Annotated in this window: 16 protein-coding genes; 10 read left to right on the forward strand and 6 right to left on the reverse strand. The window is 57.1% G+C overall.

Annotated elements, in window-relative coordinates; all coding sequences use genetic code 11:
* Positions 1–69 precede the first annotated feature (69 nt).
* From TU84_RS12910 to pcaC, 4 genes are read left to right on the forward strand one after another with little or no spacing between them, the layout of a single operon-like run.
* Positions 70–1,362 (forward strand): MFS family transporter, encoded by a 1,293-nt coding sequence (locus TU84_RS12910; protein WP_048369489.1) that lies wholly within the window; start codon positions 70–72, stop codon positions 1,360–1,362.
* Positions 1,363–1,410: 48 nt separating this feature from the next.
* Positions 1,411–2,763, forward strand: a complete 1,353-nt coding sequence (locus tag TU84_RS12915; RefSeq protein ID WP_048369491.1) for a 3-carboxy-cis,cis-muconate cycloisomerase — start codon at positions 1,411–1,413, stop codon at positions 2,761–2,763.
* Between the two features lie 13 nt (positions 2,764–2,776).
* Positions 2,777–3,577, forward strand: coding sequence for a 3-oxoadipate enol-lactonase (pcaD, locus tag TU84_RS12920; protein ID WP_048369863.1), 801 nt, complete (start codon positions 2,777–2,779; stop codon positions 3,575–3,577).
* A gap of 10 nt (positions 3,578–3,587) precedes the next feature.
* Positions 3,588–3,980: a 4-carboxymuconolactone decarboxylase gene (pcaC, locus tag TU84_RS12925; RefSeq protein WP_048369492.1), complete on the forward strand. Its 393-nt coding sequence runs from the start codon at positions 3,588–3,590 to the stop codon at positions 3,978–3,980.
* A 58-nt stretch (positions 3,981–4,038) separates the two neighbouring features.
* Here the strand turns inward: pcaC and TU84_RS12930 are convergent, their stop codons facing one another.
* The 3 genes from TU84_RS12930 to TU84_RS12940 are packed head-to-tail and all read right to left on the reverse strand — an operon-like array spanning position 4,039 to position 9,797.
* Positions 4,039–5,490, reverse strand: coding sequence for an AdeC/AdeK/OprM family multidrug efflux complex outer membrane factor (locus TU84_RS12930; RefSeq protein WP_048369494.1), 1,452 nt, complete (start codon positions 5,488–5,490; stop codon positions 4,039–4,041).
* A complete protein-coding gene (locus tag TU84_RS12935) occupies positions 5,487–8,642 on the reverse strand; it encodes an efflux RND transporter permease subunit (RefSeq protein WP_048369496.1) in 3,156 nt (1,051 codons plus the stop codon). Before TU84_RS12935 ends, TU84_RS12930 begins: the two co-directional genes overlap by 4 nt.
* A gap of 3 nt (positions 8,643–8,645) precedes the next feature.
* The gene (locus TU84_RS12940) at positions 8,646–9,797 is read right to left on the reverse strand and encodes an efflux RND transporter periplasmic adaptor subunit (RefSeq protein WP_048369498.1); all 1,152 of its coding nucleotides are present in this window, start codon (positions 9,795–9,797) and stop codon (positions 8,646–8,648) included.
* 265 nt (positions 9,798–10,062) lie between these two features.
* Here TU84_RS12940 and TU84_RS12945 point away from each other — a divergent pair, with 265 nt between their 5' ends.
* Positions 10,063–10,713 (forward strand): TetR family transcriptional regulator, encoded by a 651-nt coding sequence (locus TU84_RS12945; RefSeq protein WP_048369500.1) that lies wholly within the window; start codon positions 10,063–10,065, stop codon positions 10,711–10,713.
* A 211-nt stretch (positions 10,714–10,924) separates the two neighbouring features.
* Here the strand turns inward: TU84_RS12945 and fdxA are convergent, their stop codons facing one another.
* Both fdxA and mutS read right to left on the reverse strand, forming a co-directional pair.
* The gene (gene fdxA / locus TU84_RS12950) at positions 10,925–11,248 is read right to left on the reverse strand and encodes a ferredoxin FdxA (protein WP_048369501.1); all 324 of its coding nucleotides are present in this window, start codon (positions 11,246–11,248) and stop codon (positions 10,925–10,927) included.
* 129 nt (positions 11,249–11,377) lie between these two features.
* Positions 11,378–13,957, reverse strand: a complete 2,580-nt coding sequence (gene mutS, locus TU84_RS12955; protein WP_048369503.1) for a DNA mismatch repair protein MutS — start codon at positions 13,955–13,957, stop codon at positions 11,378–11,380.
* 192 nt (positions 13,958–14,149) lie between these two features.
* Between mutS and TU84_RS12960 the strand changes: the two genes are divergently transcribed.
* The 5 genes from TU84_RS12960 (at position 14,150) to recX (ending at position 17,903) form a co-directional block, all read left to right on the forward strand.
* The gene (locus TU84_RS12960; RefSeq protein WP_082148715.1) at positions 14,150–14,884 is read left to right on the forward strand and encodes a LexA family transcriptional regulator; all 735 of its coding nucleotides are present in this window, start codon (positions 14,150–14,152) and stop codon (positions 14,882–14,884) included.
* Between the two features lie 426 nt (positions 14,885–15,310).
* Positions 15,311–15,652, forward strand: coding sequence for a phage holin family protein (locus TU84_RS12965; RefSeq protein ID WP_048369505.1), 342 nt, complete (start codon positions 15,311–15,313; stop codon positions 15,650–15,652).
* Positions 15,653–15,729: 77 nt separating this feature from the next.
* Complete coding sequence (locus TU84_RS12970; protein ID WP_048369506.1) at positions 15,730–16,230, forward strand: CinA family protein; 501 nt, start codon at positions 15,730–15,732, stop codon at positions 16,228–16,230.
* 84 nt (positions 16,231–16,314) lie between these two features.
* Positions 16,315–17,427, forward strand: a complete 1,113-nt coding sequence (recA, locus tag TU84_RS12975) for a recombinase RecA (RefSeq protein WP_048369508.1) — start codon at positions 16,315–16,317, stop codon at positions 17,425–17,427.
* An 8-nt stretch (positions 17,428–17,435) separates the two neighbouring features.
* A complete protein-coding gene (recX, locus tag TU84_RS12980) occupies positions 17,436–17,903 on the forward strand; it encodes a recombination regulator RecX (protein WP_048369509.1) in 468 nt (155 codons plus the stop codon).
* 87 nt (positions 17,904–17,990) lie between these two features.
* Here the strand turns inward: recX and TU84_RS12985 are convergent, their stop codons facing one another.
* On the reverse strand, positions 17,991–19,100 hold the full coding sequence (locus tag TU84_RS12985) for an LOG family protein (protein ID WP_048369511.1): 1,110 nt from the start codon (positions 19,098–19,100) through the stop codon (positions 17,991–17,993).
* Positions 19,101–19,217 lie beyond the last annotated feature (117 nt).

The following is a 19,217-nucleotide window of genomic DNA, read 5'->3' on the forward strand; positions in this document are numbered from 1 at the left end:
CGCATTGTGGTTGCAGGGTACTTGTTGCAAGGTATGTCTGAAAATAACTAACCAGATGAGTCTAAAATCATGACAACAGACACTCACTACACAGGAGAGGAACGTAGAAAAAGGATCTTCGCGATTGTCGGTGCCTCCTCGGGCAACCTGGTCGAATGGTTCGATTTTTACGTTTACGCGTTCTGTGCAATCTACTTTGCGCCAGCTTTTTTCCCCTCCGATGACCCTACGGTACAACTGCTGAACACGGCCGGTGTATTTGCGGCGGGCTTCTTGATGCGTCCTATCGGTGGCTGGCTGTTTGGCCGGGTGGCCGACAAGCACGGGCGCAAGAACTCAATGATGATCGCGGTGATGATGATGTGCGCCGGTTCATTGGTCATCGCCTTTTTGCCGACCTACGCCTCGATTGGTGCGTGGGCGCCCGCATTACTCTTGATGGCGCGGTTGTTCCAGGGCCTGTCGGTGGGTGGTGAATATGGCACCACGGCCACTTACATGAGTGAGGTTGCCCTCAAGGGGCAGCGTGGTTTCTTTGCCTCGTTCCAATACGTCACGTTGATCGGCGGGCAGTTGCTGGCAGTGCTGGTGGTGGTGATCCTCCAGCAGATTTTGTCAGATGAGGAACTGCGCGCATGGGGCTGGCGCATCCCGTTTGTGATTGGTGCCATCGCAGCCGTTATTTCGCTGTTGTTGCGTCGTTCCCTGGAAGAGACCACCAGCGCTGAATCCCGTAATGACAAAGACGCCGGTAGCATTGCGGCGCTGTTTCGTGACCATAAAGCTGCGTTTATCACCGTGCTCGGCTACACCGCTGGCGGCTCGCTGATTTTCTACACTTTTACCACGTACATGCAGAAATACCTGGTGAACACCGCCGGGATGCACGCCAAAACCGCCAGCTACATCATGACCGGCGCGCTCTTCCTTTATATGTGCATGCAGCCGTTGTTCGGCATGCTCGCGGACAAAATCGGCCGTCGAAATTCGATGCTCTGGTTTGGCGCCTTGGGCACATTGTGCACGGTGCCGATTTTGCTCAGCCTGAAAACCATTACCAGCCCGTTTTTGGCCTTTGTGTTGATCACCCTGGCGCTGGCGATTGTCAGCTTCTACACCTCGATCAGCGGTTTGGTTAAGGCCGAGATGTTCCCGCCACAGGTGCGGGCGTTGGGAGTAGGGCTGGCCTACGCCGTGGCTAACGCAGTGTTTGGCGGTTCGGCGGAATATGTGGCCTTGGGCCTGAAGTCCATGGGCATGGAAAACACCTTTTACTGGTACGTGACGGTCATGATGGCCATCGCCTTCCTGTTTAGCTTCCGTTTGCCGAAGCAGCCCAAATACCTGCATCACGATATGTGATGAGTTTGCGCGCGCCGATGTTCGGCGCGCGCCTGCAAAGGAAGGTTTATGAGTAACCAACTGTTCGATGCCTATTTCACGGGCAAGGCTATGGGTGTGGTGTTCTGCGACCATGGCCGGGTTCAAGCCATGCTCGACTTTGAGGCCGCCCTGGCTCGGGCTCAAGCCAGTACTGGGTTGATTCCGTCGTCAGCAGTTGCACCGATTGAAGCGGCTTGCCGCGCCGAACTCTACGACTTTGAAGCCTTGGGGCTGGCCATCGCCAGCGCTGGCAACTCGGCCATCCCGTTGGTGAAAGCGCTCGGCAAGCAGATTGCCAGCGTCAGCCCCGAGGCCGAGCGTTATGTGCACTTGGGCGCCACTAGCCAGGACGTGATGGACAGCGGGTTGGTGCTGCAACTGCGCGCCGCCCTCGAACTGATCGAGCAGGATTTGCAGCAGTTGGGCGAAGTCCTCGCGCAACAGGCCCAGCGTTATGCCACCACGCCCTTGGCGGGTCGCACCTGGTTGCAGCAAGCAACGCCCGTGACCTTGGGGATGAAAATCGCAGGTTGGCTGGGCGCAGTTACGCGCAGCCGTCAGCGGCTTCAAGCATTAAAACCACGTTTGCTGAGCCTGCAGTTTGGCGGTGCTTCGGGCACCTTGGCCGCGCTGGGTGAGCAAGCGTTACCCGTGGCGCACGCGTTGGCCGCCGAGTTGAAGCTCGCGCTGCCCGACCAACCCTGGCACACCCAGCGTGACCGTCTGGTGGAGTTCGGTGCGGTACTCGGGTTGGTGGCAGGTAGCCTGGGCAAGATGGGCCGCGACATCAGTTTGCTTATGCAGACCGAAGCGGCGGAAGTCTTCGAGCCTTCTGCGCCGGGCAAGGGCGGGTCCTCGACCATGCCGCACAAGCGCAATCCGGTGGGTTCTGCCGTATTGATCAGTGCGGCGACGCGGGTTCCCGGGCTGCTCAGCACTTTGTTCAGCGCCATGCCTCAAGAACACGAGCGCAGTTTGGGCTTGTGGCATGCCGAGTGGGAAACCCTCCCAGAGATTTGCTGTTTGGTGGCAGGCGCGTTGGCTCAAGCCCTCAATATTGCCCAGGGGCTGGAAGTGGATGCCGAGCGCATGGCGCAAAACCTCGATTTGACCCACGGCCTGGTATTGGCCGAAGCCGTGAGTATTGAATTGGCGCAGCGAGTGGGGCGCGAAACCGCGCATCACCTGTTGGAGCAATGCTGTAAGCGGGCCGTGGCCGAGCATCGGCATCTGCGTGCGGTGTTGGGCGATGAGCCCGAGATTAGCGCGCAGTTATCGGCAGCCGAACTGGATCGCTTGCTCGATCCTGCTCATTACCTGGGGCAAGCGACGACGTGGGTCGAGCGGGCACGGGCTGAACATTTTGCGTTGGCAGTCTAAAAAGGAGATGGTCGTGGGGCGTGTACAACTGGCAGAAGGTGAACTCAACTACCAACTCGATGGCCCGAAAGGCGCCCCGGTGTTGGTGTTGTCCAACTCATTGGGCACGGACCTGGGCATGTGGGCAACGCAAGTTCCGGCGTTCGCGGAGCATTTTCAGGTGCTGCGGTACGACACCCGTGGCCATGGCCAGTCGCTGGTGACCGAAGGTCCGTACAGCATTGAGCAGTTGGGTGGCGATGTACTGGCGTTACTCGATGCGCTGCATATTGAGCGCGCGCATTTTTGCGGCCTGTCGATGGGCGGCCTGATTGGCCAGTGGTTGGGCATTCATGCCGGTTCACGGCTGAATTCACTGGTGGTGTGCAACACCGCGGCCAAGATCGGTGAGCCGTCGGTGTGGAACCCGCGGATTGAAACGGTGTTGCGTGACGGTGCAGAGGCAATGGCCGGATTGCGTGATGCCTCGATTGCCCGCTGGTTTACCGCAGACTACGCCCAGGCCCACCCGGATCAAGCCAAACGCATTACTGACATGCTGGCGGCTACCTCGCCGCAGGGTTATGCCGCCAACTGCGCGGCGGTGCGTGATGCCGATTTTCGTGATCAGCTTGGCGCGATTCGCGTGCCGACGCTGGTGATTGCAGGCACCGAAGACGCCGTGACGCCGCCTTCGGGCAGTCATTTCATTCAGGAACACGTGGCAGGTGCCGAGTACGCAGAGTTCTACGCGGCGCACTTGTCCAACGTGCAGGCCGGTGATGCGTTCAGCCAGCGGGTGCTGGCGTTTTTGTTAGCCCAACAAGCGGTTTAAGGAGCGTTCTGTGGACGAGAAACAACGTTATGAAGAGGGCATGGGTGTACGCCGCGCCGTGCTGGGCGATGCGCACGTCGACCGCAGCCTGAACGCCCTGACCGAGTTCAACAGCGAATTCCAGGAAATGATTACCCGCCATGCGTGGGGTGATATCTGGACGCGGCCTGGATTGCCACGTCATACCCGCAGCCTGATTACCATTGCGATGCTGATCGGCATGAACCGCAGCGAAGAACTCAAACTGCACCTGCGCGCCGCTGCCAACAATGGCGTGACCCGTGCAGAGATCAAAGAAGTGATCATGCAGAGCGCGATCTACTGCGGCATTCCGGCAGCCAATGCGACCTTCCATTTGGCAGAGTCGGTGTGGGACGAGTTGGGCGTTGAGTCCCGGGAATAGTCATATGGGCAACAAAAAACCCGCCAATTGGCGGGTTTTTTGTTTTATCGGGTCGCTATCAAGCTTTTGGCGGCTTGTCCGATACAGGCCGGTTTTGCCCGGTCTGCTCGTACCAGCCACCGCCCAGCGCCTTGTACAGTGTGACTTCGCTGGTCAACTGCGACAGACGATCGGTGATCAACGCCTGCTGCGCGCTGAACAACGAGCGCTGTGCATCAAGGAACGTCAGGTTGCTGTCGACACCAATCCGATAACGACGCTCTGCCAGACGGTAGTAGTCCTGGTTGGCGTTAACGAAATCGGCTTGCGCCTGCAACTGCTGGTTGTAGGTTTGACGTGCTGCCAGGCCGTCAGAAACTTCCTGGAATGCCGTCTGGATCGCCTTCTCGTATTGCGAGACGGTGATTTCCTTCTGGATTTTCGAGTAGTCCAGGCTCGCGCGCAGAGCGCCTGCGTTGAAGATCGGCAGGTTGATCTGTGGCGAGAACAGCCAGGTGCCCGAACCGCCCTTGAACAGACCCGAGAGGTCTGGGCTCAAGGTCCCGGCATTGGCGGTGAGGCTGATGCTCGGGAAGAACGCGGCGCGTGCGGCACCAATGTTGGCGTTGGCCGCCAACAACTGGTGCTCGGCCTGAAGGATGTCGGGGCGACGTTGCAGCAAGTCGGACGGCAAGCCCGCTGGCATTTGGGTCAGCAAATCAGCTGACAGCGGTTTGGCTGTCGGCAGATTGTCCGGAATACCAGTGCCGAGCAGCAGGGCCAGGCTGTTTTCATCCTGGGCGACCTGACGGGTGTACTTGGCCAATTGAACTTTGGCGTTTTCCACTGAGGTGCGCGACTGGCTGAGCTCCAGTGCCGAGGCCACGCCCACTTCATTGCTGCGCAGGGTCAGCTTGTAGCTTTCATCGAACGCCTTGAGGGTGTCTTCAGTCAGCTTGAGCAGCTCTTTGTCCGCTTGCCAGGTCAGGTAAGCGGTCGCAACGTTGGCCACCAGACTGATCTGGGTGGAACGGCGGGCTTCTTCAGTGGCGAAGTAGTTTTCCAGAGCCTGATCGCTCAGGCTGCGGATACGTCCGAACAAGTCCAGCTCATACGCACTGACCCCAAGGGTCGCGGAGTATTGGCTGGTAATGCCTGCCTTGCCGGTTTGCGACATGCGCGCCGGGGTGCGTTGACGACTGCCGCTGGCATCTGCGGTCACCGCCGGGAACAGGTCCGCACGCTGGATGCGGTACTGCGCGGCATAAGCGTCGATGTTCAGCGCCGCGACCCGAAGGTCGCGGTTGTTGACCAGAGCTGTCTGGATCAGCTGTTGCAGGGCAGGATCATGGAAAAACTGACGCCAGCCTTGTTCTGCCGCGGCCTGGTTTGGCGCCTCGTTCGGCGAGTACGCCGGGCCCTGCGGGTATTGCGCGGCTATCGGCGCTTCAGGGCGCTGGTAGTCCGGTATCAGCGAGCAGCCACTCAGCGTAAACGCTGTAACCGCTACTGCGAGAAGCGACTTGCTCATTGGCCAGCCTCTTTGTTTGGAGTGTTAGTCAGTTCTTCTTTTTGCTCAGTGTCTTTTTTATTGCCAATCGAGGAGACGGCAACAAAGAACAGCGGCACCCAGAAAATAGCCAGCAGGGTCGCACTCAGCATACCGCCGATAACACCTGTACCAATGGCGTGCTGGCTGCCCGAGCCTGCGCCGTGGGAGATGGCCAGCGGCACAACACCGAGGATGAACGCCAGGGACGTCATGATGATCGGTCGCAGACGCATCCGGCACGCTTCAATCGCGGCATCGTACAGACTACGCCCTTGTTCATGCAGCTCCTTGGCAAATTCGACGATCAGAATGGCGTTTTTCGCTGCCAGACCGATTGTCGTCAATAGACCTACCTGGAAGTACACGTCGTTGGACAGGCCTCGCAGGCTGGTAGCCAGCAGCGCACCAATAATCCCCAGCGGTACAACAAGCATGACCGCGATCGGAATCGACCAGCTTTCATACAGTGCGGCAAGACACAGGAAGACCATCAGCAAGGAAATCGCGTACAAGGCAGGGGCTTGCGAGCCCGACAAACGTTCCTCGTAAGACAGACCTGTCCAGGAAATACCCACACCTGCCGGGAGTTTCTTGGCGAGGGCTTCAACCTCGGCCATGGCCTCACCACTGCTGTAGCCCGGTGCTGGTGTACCCAGAATTTCCATGGCTTCTACGCCGTTATAACGCGACAGCTTGGGTGAGCCGTAAATCCACTCGCCCTTGGCAAAGGCCGAGAACGGCACCATGGTTCCCTGATCGTTACGCACGTACCACTTCTTCAGGTCTTCCGGGCTCATACGGGAGGAGGCGGTACCTTGCAGGAACACCTTTTTCACCCGGCCGTGGTCGATGAAGTCGTTGACGTAGCTGGCACCCAGCGCGATGGACAGCGTGCTGTTAAGGTCCGCCAGGCTCACGCCCAGCGCTTGTGCGGCTTCATCGTCGATGATCAGTTTGTACTGAGGTTCGTCGTTCAAGCCGTTTGGACGCACACCCGCCAGCACTTTGCTTTGCGAAGCCATACCGAGGAACTGGTTACGCGCTTCCAGCAATTTCTCGTGTCCAATGCCTGCCTGGTCTTGAAGGAAAAAGTCAAAACCGGTGGCGTTACCCAACTCCATGACCGCTGGCGGAGCAAACGCAAACACCATTGCATCGCGGAAAGTGAAGAAGTGCTTCTGGGCACGTGCTGCTAGTGCAAACACGCTGTTGTCGGCATCACGCTCGCCCCACGGTTTGAGCATGATAAATGCCAGACCCGAACTTTGGCCGCGACCTGCGAAGTTGAAGCCGTTCACGGTAAATACCGAAGACACCGCCGATGTTTCATCGGTCAGCAGGTATTCACGCATCCGGTCGATGACTTCCTGAGTCCGCTCGGCTGAGGTACCCGGTGGGGTTTGAACCTGAGCAAAGAGTACACCCTGGTCTTCTTCCGGAAGGAAGGAGGTCGGAATGCGGGTAAACAGGAACACCATGCCCACAACGATCAGGACATAGGCCAGCAGGTACGGTGCTTTGTGGCGCAGAATGCTGCCTACGCTTTTTTCGTAGCCGCGTACGCCGCTGTCAAAGGTACGGTTGAACCAGCCGAAGAACCCACGCTTGTTCTGACCGTGATCACCCTTGGTGATCGGTTTGAGCATCGTGGCACACAGAGCCGGGGTGAACACCAGGGCAACCACAACCGACAGGGCCATGGCCGATACGATGGTGATCGAGAACTGACGGTAGATCACACCGGTGGAACCGCCGAAGAACGCCATCGGCAGCAATACCGCCGACAGTACAAGGGCAATACCCACCAGAGCGCCCTGGATCTGGCCCATGGACTTCTTGGTGGCTTCTTTGGGCGGCAGGCCTTCCTCGGCCATTACCCGCTCGACGTTTTCCACCACAACGATGGCATCGTCCACCAGCAAGCCGATGGCCAGGACCATACCGAACATGGTCAGGGTGTTAATGCTGAAACCTGCAGCGGCGAGGATCCCGAAGGTACCCAGCAATACAACCGGTACTGTCATCGTGGTGATGATGGTGGCGCGGAAGTTTTGCAGGAACAGGAACATCACCAGGAACACCAGCACGACAGCTTCTACCAGTGTTTCAACAACCCCTTTGATGGAGGCCGAGATCACTGGAGTGGTGTCATACGGGAATACGACTTCCATCCCTGGCGGGAAGAAGGGTTCCAGGTCAGTAATGGTTTTGCGAACGGCTTTGGCTGTGTCCAAGGCGTTAGCGTCAGACGCCAGCTTGATTGCAATACCGGAAGATGGCTTGCCGTTGTACTGGGCGCTGATGCTGTAGTTCTCACCGCCCAGGCCCACTTCGGAGACATCACCCAGACGAACCTGAGAGCCGTCGGTGTTCACTTTCAGCAGGATCTTTTTAAACTCGTCTGCGGTTTGCAGGCGGGTTTTGCCAATGATCGTTGCGTTCAGCTCCTGGCCTTTCAGCGCAGGCAGACCACCCAGTTGACCGGAAGACACCTGTACGTTCTGCGCCGAGATCGCGGATTTAACATCCACCGGGGTCAGGTTGTACTTGTTCAACTTGGCCGGGTCCAGCCAGATACGCATGGCGTACTGAGCACCGAACACCTGGAAGTCACCCACGCCTGCCGTCCGCGACAGCGGGTCTTGCATGTTGGAGACGATGTAGTTCGACAAGTCGTCCTTGTTCATGCTGCCGTCGGTGGACACCACGCCGACTACCATCAGGAAGTTTTTCACTGCCTTGGTAACCCGGATACCCTGCTGCTGCACTTCTTGCGGCAGCAGCGGGGTGGCCAGGTTCAGCTTATTCTGGACCTGGACCTGAGCGGTGTCAGGGTTGGTACCCTGGTCGAACGTTACGGTAATGGTCATGCTGCCGTCGGAGTTACTTTCCGATGACACGTAACGCAGGTGGTCAATACCGTTAAGTTGCTGCTCGATCACCTGAACCACGGTGTCCTGTACGGTTTGTGCCGAAGCACCCGGATAGGTCACGGAAATCGAGATGGCCGGTGGTGCGATGCTCGGGTACTGGTTTATTGGCAGCTTGAGGATCGATAAAGCCCCGACCAGCATGATCACCAGGGCTATTACCCAGGCGAAAATTGGACGGTCGATAAAAAATTTCGACATGGTTTATTCCCCTTTACTGCCCGAAGCTTTATCAGTGGCCGGGGCCGATGCCGGGGTTGCGCCTGGAGTCTTGTCCATGATTTTGACTTCAGCGCCTGGACGGACGTACTGCAGGCCGTCTGTAATCAAACGGTCACCGGCGTTCAGGCCTTTTTCTACCAGCCAGTCGCTGCCAACCGTGCGCGTTGCTTGCAACACACGCAGCTCAACTTTGTTGTCCGGACCGACGATAAGGGCCGTTGGCTCGCCTTTGGCGTTGTGGGTGACACCAATTTGCGGGGCCAAAATGGCATCGCTGTTGATGCCCGCTTCCAGTTGGGCGTGAACGAACATGCCAGGCAACAGAACGCTGTCAGGGTTCGGGAACACCGCACGCAGGGTGACGGAACCGGTGGTCTCGTCTACCGAGACTTCGGTGAACTCAAGACGACCTTCCAGTGGGTATTCGCTACCGTCCGGCAGGGTCAGTTTGACTTTGGCAGCGTTCTCACCGGCTTTTTTCAGACGGCCATCTGCCAGGTCGCGACGCAGTTCCAGCATCTCTACCGAGGACTGGGTCACGTCTACGTAAATCGGGTCCAGTTGAGTAATCACGGCCAATGCATTGGCTTGGCCACTGGTTACGAGTGCGCCTTCAGTGAACAGCGAGCGACCAATACGACCTGACAGCGGCGCCAGGACCTTGGTGTAGCGCAGGTTTACCTGAGCGGTTTTCAGTGCAGCTTCGGCTTCTAGACGAGCAGCTTCGGCGTTGTCGTATTCCTGACGGCTCACGGCTTGCTCTGCAACCAGTTGCTTGTAGCGATCAGCCAGGGATTTGGCCGATTGCAGGGTCGCCTTGGCGCTCAGCACGCTGCTCTCGTAGATCGCCGGATCGATTTGATACAGCTGCTGGCCTTCTTTAACGTCGCTGCCTTCTTTGAAGTAGCGCTTAAGGATAATGCCGTTCACTTGAGGGCGAACTTCTGCCGAACGGTATGAAGTCGTTCGACCAGGAAGATCGGTAGTCAAGGTAAATGGCTGGGTTTTCAGCGTCACGACGCCGACCTGAGGGGTTTGTGGGGCAGGTGCTGCCTCTTCCTTCTTACATCCGCTGAGCAGCGAAGCTAGGGTGATGGCAGCAACCAGAGCGGTAACAGCTGGCTTAAATTGCATGAAGATCCTCGGGTCAGGCACGCGAAAGCGCACAAGAATAGTGGAAGGGTATAGAAAGCTGTTCCGGGTGGATAATGAGCTTGCTAAGGAATATACTTACATTCATGTCTGTTTGTAAACAGTGGGAACCTGTCGCAAGCCGCGTTCCAGAGTCCATTTTTGAGTCCGTAGTAGACCGGGATAAGGCAGAACAAACGCCACCCGATGCCGGTTTGGATACCGAACTGAAATTGTCCAGACCCTCCTGATTGAGGTTGTGATTGTTATGGTGCGTCGTACCAAAGAAGAAGCTCAGGAAACCCGGAGCAAAATCCTCGAAGCAGCCGAGCAGGCCTTTTATGAAAGAGGGGTTGCCCGCACTACGCTGGCTGATATCGCTGCGTTGGCGGGTGTCACCCGGGGTGCCATTTACTGGCATTTCAGCAACAAGGCTGACCTGGTTCAGGCCATGCTGGACAGCCTGCGCGAACCTTTGGAAGAACTGGCCAAAGCCAGCGAGAGCCAAGAGGAGCTTGATCCGCTGGGTTGCTTGCGCAGTTTGTTGGTCCATTTGTTTCGTCAGGTGGCGACTGATCCGAAAACTCGGCGTATCAATGAGATTTTGTTTCATAAGTGCGAATTCACTGACGAAATGTGCGATTTGCGCCGTCAACGCCAAATGGCAAGTATCGACTGTAACAGCCGGATCGAGCTCACGCTGAGTAATGCAATCCATCGCGAACAACTCCCTTCGAACCTGGATGCCCGCCGTGCGGCAATCGCTTTGCACGCCTATATAGACGGTATTCTTGGGCAATGGCTGCTGGTTCCCGACTGTTTTGAGCTCTATAAACAAGCTGAAATCTGGGTCGACACCTGCATTGACATGCTGCGGCTCAGTCCTACCCTGCGCAGCCCGGAGCTCAATAGAGCTTGAGTCTAGTTGCCTGAAGGCATAAGGCTAGTGAAGTTTTTACCCGTCGCGTGAATTGATACCAGATGGCCTTTATATATGTCTACGCTGCGGGTTTAAAGTTAGTCAGCTAAGTATTTTGTACTGTAATTGTTACCGGCCTGTTGTCCTCATCGTCCTTGAACGCAAAAAGCCCCGGCTCGCAAGAGACCGGGGCTTTTTGGTGCAGCGTGAATCAGCGTTCGAGATCTTTGATCTTGCCTGGCACGCCATCCCACTCTTCCGCGTCCGGAAGAGCGTCTTTCTTTTCAGTGATGTTTGGCCAGATTTCAGCCAGCTCAACATTCAACTGAATAAATTGTTCCATGCCGGCAGGCACTTCATCTTCAGAGAAGATGGCTTGTGCAGGGCATTCAGGCTCACAAAGCGCGCAGTCAATGCACTCATCCGGGTGAATTACCAGGAAGTTCGGGCCTTCGTAGAAGCAGTCCACCGGACAGACTTCTACGCAGTCGGTGTACTTGCACTTGATGCAGTTGTCGGTGACGACGAAGGTCATTTCTAATTTTCTCCTCAGGCGGCGGCAGCGAAGCCCTTACAGTTCGGGTTCGCAGGGCTCGGGAGTGATATCTACTGACCAGGCTAAAAGGCCAGTAGCATCCCGAACCGCGCGCGATTCTAGCAGCTTTTAAAGGCGTGTCTTTAATGTGTAGAGCAAATCAAGTGCTTTACGCGGCGTCATGTTGTCCAGATCGAGCTTGGACAGGTCATCCAGTACGGGGTGCGGCAGGCTGGCAAACAGATCGCTTTGCTGCGGTACTGCTTTTTTGCCAGGTACTGGTCGCGGTACTTCATGAGGCAGGCTGGTCGTTTCGAGTCGGCTCAAATGTTCACGTGCCCGGGTGATGACATTGGCTGGAACCCCGGCCAATTGTGCAACGGCCAAACCATAGCTTTGACTGGCCGGGCCTGGCAAGACATGGTGCAAAAACACGATGCGTTCATTGTGTTCGGTTGCGCTCAAATGCACGTTGGCGACCAGCGGTTCGTTCTCGGGCAGAACGGTCAGCTCAAAGTAGTGCGTGGCAAACAGGGTGTAAGCGCGCAAGTGGGCGAGGCGCTCGGCGGCGGCCCACGCCAGAGACAAACCATCGAATGTACTGGTGCCGCGGCCTACTTCATCCATCAGCACCAAGCTGCGATCGGTCGCGTTGTGCAGAATATTGGCTGTTTCGCTCATCTCCACCATAAAGGTAGAGCGACCGCCTGCCAGGTCATCGCTGGAGCCGATCCGGGTGAAGATCCGGTCGACCAGTGACAGTTCGCAGCTGGCAGCCGGTACAAAGCTGCCGATATGGGCCAGCAAGACGATCAATGCGGTCTGGCGCATGTAGGTCGATTTACCGCCCATGTTAGGACCGGTGATCACCAGCATGCGGGTTTTGTCATCCAGCGCCAGATCGTTGGCCACAAACGGTGTTGTCAGTACTTGCTCGACCACCGGGTGACGGCCCTGCTCGATACGCATGCACGGCTCGTCGACAAAGCGCGGGCAGTTCAAGTCCAGGTTCAGCGCACGTTCGGCCAGGTTGCTCAGCACATCGAGCTCGGCCAGCGCGGCGGCAGTGTCCTGCAAGGGCGGCAATTCCCCGATCAGAGTTTCCAGCAGCGCTTCGTAGAGCATCTTTTCGCGGGCCAGCGCGCGGCTTTTGGCCGACAGGGCTTTATCTTCGAAGGCTTTTAGCTCAGGCGTGATAAAGCGCTCAGCGCCTTTGAGGGTTTGCCGGCGAATGTAGTCAGCAGGTGCTTGTTCGGCCTGTTTGCTCGGCAGCTCGATAAAATAGCCGTGCACGCGGTTATAACCCACCTTGAGGTGGCTCAGGCCGGTTCGGGCTTTTTCCCGTGCTTCAAGATCAATCAGGAACTGCCCGGCGTTCTCGCTCAGCGATTGCAGTTCATCCAGCTCAGCGTCATAACCGGTTTTCAGCACGCCGCCGTCACGGATCACCGCAGGCGGGTTGTCATTGATGGCTTTTTCCAGCAGCGCCGCCAGTTCCGGGTAGGTGCTGGTGACGGTGGCCAGATGTTGCAGGTGTGGGGCTTCGAGGCCGATCATCGCATCTTGCAGCTCAGGCAAAGCGCCCAGGGCATCACGCAAGCGTGCCAGATCTCGCGGGCGAGCATTGCGCAGACCGATACGCGCCAGAATCCGCTCCAGATCACCGATCTCTTTAAGCTGCGGTTGCAGCTTTTCAAAGCGATAGCCATCGAGCAGGCAGGTAATCGACGACTGACGGGCCAATAGCACGCTCAAGTCACGCAGCGGGCGGTTCAGCCAGCGGGTCAGCAGGCGGCTGCCCATCGAGGTCTGGCAACGGTCGACCACCGATTGCAAGGTGTTGTCGCGACCACCGGCCAGGTTGGTGTCCAGCTCCAGGTTGCGACGGCTGGCGCCATCCAGCACCACGGTGTCATCCAGACGCTCATGGCGCAGGCTACGCAAATGGGGCAGGGCGGTGCGCTGGGTTTCTTTGGCGTAGCTGAGCAAGCAACCGGCAGCGCCAATTGCCAGGGTCAGGTTTTCGCAACCAAAGCCTTTTAGGTCTTGGGTCGAAAACTGCTGGCACAGGCTTTTAAATGCCGAATCACGTTCAAAGTCCCACGGCGCGCGGCGACGAACGCCACGGCGTTTTTCGGCAGGCAGGCCTTGCGGCCAGTCGTCCGGAATCATCAGCTCCACCGGGTTGATGCGTTCCAGTTCGGCCAACAGGTTTTCCCAGCCTTTAATCTCCAGCACCGAGAAATTGCCGCTGGTAATGTCCATCACCGCCAGGCCAAACAGACGCTCATCGCCCAGTACGGCGGCAATCAGGTTGTCACGGCGTTCATCCAGAAGCGCTTCATCGCTGACGGTGCCCGGCGTGATGATACGCACCACTTGACGCTCGACCGGGCCCTTGCTGGTTGCCGGGTCGCCGATCTGCTCGCAAATCACTACCGACTCACCTAGCTTGACCAACTTGGCCAAGTAGCCTTCGGCAGCGTGATAAGGAATACCGCACATCGGAATCGCCTGCCCGGCCGACTGCCCGCGAGCCGTCAGGGTGATGTCCAGCAACTTGGCGGCCTTCTTCGCGTCTTCATAGAAAATCTCGTAGAAGTCGCCCATGCGATAGAACATCAACTGATCGGGGTGCTGGTTTTTGAGGCGCCAGTACTGCTGCATCATCGGCGTGTGTGAAGACAGGTCGGAAGTATTCTTACTCATGAGAAGGCTTAGGCGGATTCGATTAAAAGGTGGGTGAAAAGCGGGCGTCAGGCGCGGCTGTTTCGCAATGGGCGCAAGGTTAACATGTCAGCCCCCCGCATCTACAGGTGCGTGCCAGGCGTGCTGACGCGTTGCTATAAATAGAAGAAATAGCATTTGCCATCTATAAACACGGCCAGCACTATTCCCGGCATGTCCAAACGAAATGTTTCAACGGTCTTGAAAGAACTGCTTGCCCGGCACCAGATCAGCGCGATGGCGCTGCATCGGAGCACGGGAGTCCCGCAGTCCACACTCTCGCGAATTTTGAGCGGGAAAATTGTCGATCCTTCCGACAGACATATCTCCAAAATTGCCGAGTACTTCAACATCAGCACTGATCGCCTGCGGGGGCGGGATGATCGCGCCGGCTCAGGCTTTTCTGACAGCCCACCCAGGCATGCTGAGTTGCGTGATATCTCGTTGTGGGATGACGACACCCCCGTGGCCGATGACGAAGTGTCCATTGCGTTCTTGCGCCAGGTCGAATTAGCCGCAGGCTCGGGGCGTTTTGCCATTGAAGAGAGCGAGCGGGCCAAGTTACGGTTCGGCAAGCGCAGCCTGCGCCACAACGGCGTGGAGTTTGACCAGGCAAAGTGTGTGACGGTACGCGGTGAAAGCATGCTTCCGGTGCTGCGTGACGGCGCCACTGTGGGCGTCAATGTCGGCAAGCGCTCACTTGAGGAGGTCATCGACGGTGACCTGTATGCGCTCAACCACAACGGCCAGTTGCGCGTGAAGCAGCTGTATCGTCTGGCCAGTGGCATTCGTTTGCGTAGTTTTAATCGCGATGAGTATCCCGACGAGGACTATGCCTACTGTGATTTGGAGGATGAGCAGTTGGTGATTTTGGGCCACGTCTTCTGGTGGGGTATGTACGCTCGTTAGCCTGCAGTTTTAAGAATGAGCCCACGTCTAAGTGCAATGCTGTTCACATAAGCGAAAGCGAACCCTGTAGGAGCGAGCTTGTCTCGCGATCTTTTGACCTTTTAAAAGCTCGCGAGACAAGCTCGCTCCTACAGTTACTCGTACGCATCTCATAAGTGAACAGCATTACACGTCTAAGTGGGCTTTTTCGTGCTTATTGAAAGACTGATCGCACTGCTCACGTTGCCTTTTCTGGCTGATAGCAGCGTTCAAAACAAATATATGCATTGGTGCATTGACTGTATATCCATACATGCATAGTCTTTGTCTCATCGCGGTTCCCCGATCTGACTCGCGCAGGGATGCGACGCGGCGGGCAGCGCGCCCGCTGTTCAGCTCAGGCCAGACACTGGCTTTTATCAGTAAGGATTCAGGAGTGATGGCACGATGAATGAGCCGCAAATTTTGCAGGATATGCCGCTGCTGCTGGTCATCCTTCTCGCTTTGGTGGGCGGCGTCTTTGGCGAGATGTGGCGCGCAGATAAAGAAGGTGCAAGCGGCTGGCTGCTGGTCCGGCGGCTGGCGTTGCGTTCCGGTGCCTGCATGGTGTGTGGTGTTTCCACCTTTATGTTGTTGTACGCCGCCGGCATGTCGATTCTGGCGGCTGGCGCCTTTGGTTGCCTGACCGCGCTGGCGGGGGCCGATGCTGCAATTAGCGTGTATCAACGCTGGGCAGCCAAGCGCCTGGGGGTCGACACTGCAGCGCCGGACTCGCGTAGCGAACGCTAGGCTTGGGCTGCATCGCCTTGCAACGCTCACCGGCTCGTGTAGGTTATGGCGCTTGGGCGTACCCACAGGAGAACCTCATGGACCCACTCTCTCAACTGGCGGCTGAACTTGGGCGCCATCTACAGACTCTTAACGCTCACGTGACAACCGCCGAGTCGTGCACGGGCGGGGGTATTGCAGAAGCCATCACCCGTATCGCCGGCAGTTCTGCCTGGTTCGAGGCGGGGTTTGTGACCTATTCCAATCAGCAAAAGACCCGGCAGCTTGATGTGCCGCAGGCGCTGTTTACTCAGGTTGGAGCCGTGAGCCGTGAAGTGGTCGAGGCGATGGTCCGCGGCGCGCAGGCGCACAGTGATGCACGCTTTGCTGTCGCCGTCAGTGGCGTCGCCGGCCCGGGCGGCGGTTCGCCAGAGAAACCGGTGGGCACGGTCTGGCTGGCGTGGGGCGTTGGTGACGAGGTGACGGCCGAGTGCAGGCACTTCCCGGGTGATCGCGATGAGGTCCGTCGACAAACCGTTATTGCGGCGCTGGAAGGCCTAATACGCCGAACGGTACGAGAAATAGAAAATCAGGGGTAGGCGATCGTTTAACCCTGTGGAATAATACTGGCTACTTATACAGTTATCGGCCGTCATGGCCTTATTGATTTTGAGAGGACTTTAATGGACGACAACAAGAAGAAAGCCTTGGCTGCGGCCCTGGGTCAGATCGAACGTCAATTCGGCAAAGGCGCCGTCATGTTGATGGGCGATCAAGATCGCCAGCCAATCCCTGCTATCTCTACAGGTTCGCTGGGTCTGGACATCGCGCTGGGCATTGGCGGTCTGCCAAAAGGCCGTATTGTTGAAATCTACGGTCCAGAGTCCTCGGGTAAAACCACCCTGACGTTGTCTGTGATTGCACAAGCGCAAAAAGCGGGTGCAACCTGTGCCTTCGTTGACGCCGAGCACGCGCTTGACCCTGAGTATGCGGGCAAGCTGGGTGTGAACGTCGATGACCTGCTGGTTTCCCAGCCCGATACGGGCGAACAGGCACTGGAAATCACCGACATGCTGGTGCGTTCCAACGCTGTTGACGTGATCATCATCGACTCCGTGGCCGCGCTGACTCCTAAAGCTGAAATTGAAGGCGACATGGGCGACGCACACGTGGGCCTGCAAGCCCGTTTGATGTCGCAAGCACTGCGTAAAATCACCGGTAACATCAAAAACGCCAACTGCTTGGTGATCTTCATCAACCAGATCCGTATGAAGATCGGCGTAATGTTTGGTAGCCCTGAAACCACCACCGGTGGTAACGCCCTGAAGTTCTACTCGTCTGTTCGTCTGGACATCCGTCGTACGGGTGCCGTGAAAGAAGGCGATGTGGTGGTGGGTAGCGAAACCCGCGTCAAAGTGGTCAAGAACAAAGTGGCACCGCCATTCCGTCAGGCCGAGTTCCAGATTCTTTACGGCAAGGGCATCTACCTCAACGGTGAGATGATCGACCTGGGCGTATTGCATGGCTTCGTTGAAAAAGCGGGCGCCTGGTACAGCTACAACGGCAACAAAATTGGTCAGGGCAAGGCGAACTCCGCCAAGTTCCTGGACGATAACCCGGACATCAAGGACGCCCTCGAGAAACAACTGCGCGCCAAGCTGTTGGGGCCAAAAACTGACAGCGAGCTGGCCGAGCTGAAAGTTATGCCGAAAATGAGCAAGGCTGCCAAAGCGGCTGCTGAAGAAGCAGAAGCGGCAGAAATCGAGTTCGAAAACTCTGCAGAAAACGATAACTGATACAACTCATGACTGTCGTTTTGGATAACCTCGTCGCGGTGCGACGAGCTGCAATGGACCTGCTCGCGCGACGCGAGCATGGTCGAGTCGAGCTGACACGTAAGTTGCGTCAGCGCGGAGCTTGCCCCGACATGATCGACATCGCCCTCGACCGTTTAACGGAAGAAGGGCTGTTGTCGGAGTCGCGTTACCTCGAAAGCTATATCAATTACCGTGCAGGCTCTGGCTATGGCCCTTTGCGTATTCGCGAAGAGCTTGGACAGCGCGGTTTGTCGCGTGGCGATATTGAAGAGGCGTTGCGCGAAAGTGGCTTTAACTGGCAAGAACAGTTGGAAGACACTTGGCGTCGCAAGTTTGCAGGCAAGTTGCCCGAAGATGCGAAAGAGCGTGCCCGCCAAGGCCGCTTCTTGAGTTATCGCGGTTATACGATGGACATGATTGGTCGCGTATTAAGCGGCCGAGAATTCGACGACTAGCGACTACCCCGTAGTCGCTGCCGAAGGCCGCGATGGGGCGCGCAGCGGCCATGTTTTTAATCCAGACACCCAACTCTGACTTCAGATTTAATCCGCCAGCGACTCACACTCTGCCGACGTGGCTGCCATGTCGGTCATTTCCCAGTGCTGCGGCAGATTGATAAAGTCGACCAACTCCCGCAAACGTCCCTGATTACGCCCGCTGAATGCAAAGCTCAAACGGTATAAGTTGAGTGACGCGTCATGGTCTATGCCGTCATCCGGCGACTGACAAAACCCATTACTCAAACAGATATCGGCGAATGCTTTTTGAATATGCGCGAGCGCGTGCACATTGAGCGGATACTTCATGCGCACAACGAACGTTTTATTCAGCCAGCGGGTTGAATGGAAGTTGTTATAAAACTGATTGATCTCAGCCAATGCCTCTTCGGCACTGTAGGCAAAGCGCATCAGTTTCAGATCGTTAGGCAGAATGTACTGATTGGCTTCCAGCTCGTTGTGGACGAACTCCAGCGCACTTTTCCAATAGGTGCCGCCCGGCATGTCCAGCAACACGATGGGCACCAAAGGAGACTTGCCGGTTTGAATCAGCGTCAACACTTCCAAGGCTTCATCCAGCGTGCCAAAGCCACCAGGGCACATGACCAGAGCGTCCGCTTCCTTGATGAAAAACAGCTTGCGGGTGAAGAAGAAGTGGAAGGCCAGCAGATTGGCAGAGCCATTGATCGTCGGGTTGGCGCGCTGTTCAAAAGGCAGGGTGATATTAAAGCCCAGGCTGTGCTCAAGCCCCGCGCCTTCATGGGCAGCCCCCATGATGCCAGCGCCGCCTCCGGTAATGACCATCATATCGGCGCGTGCCAGTGTCGCACCCACTTCACGGGCCAGTGCATACAGCGGGTGTTCTACCGGAGTACGTGCCGATCCGAAGACCGTGACTTTGCGGCGGCCTTTGAAGGTTTGCAGTACACGGAAGGTTTTTTCCAGCTCGCGAACAGCTTGCAACATGATCTTGGCGTTCCAGCGATCAAGATCATCGTGGGCCATGCGCAAAACAGTGAACAACATTTCGCGATACAGCGGCCGGTTGGGGCTGTCGGGTGCGACAAGCTGCAACTGCGCGTCCACGTGTTGAGCGAGGTCGAGGCCCTGGCCTTCGAAATACAGGGGAAGGGAGTCACTGGATTGATCGGGCATGCATTACTCCTTCAACACAACATCCTTTAAAACGCCGTACGTGGGGCAGCCCCCAAGACACAGCGTGTCACCATCATGCCTTGATAATGGTCCTGAGTTGTTGGCGCTGGCAACCGC

Origin of the sequence: Pseudomonas helleri (genome assembly GCF_001043025.1) — a bacterium.
In the GTDB taxonomy this organism is placed as follows: domain Bacteria; phylum Pseudomonadota; class Gammaproteobacteria; order Pseudomonadales; family Pseudomonadaceae; genus Aquipseudomonas; species Aquipseudomonas helleri.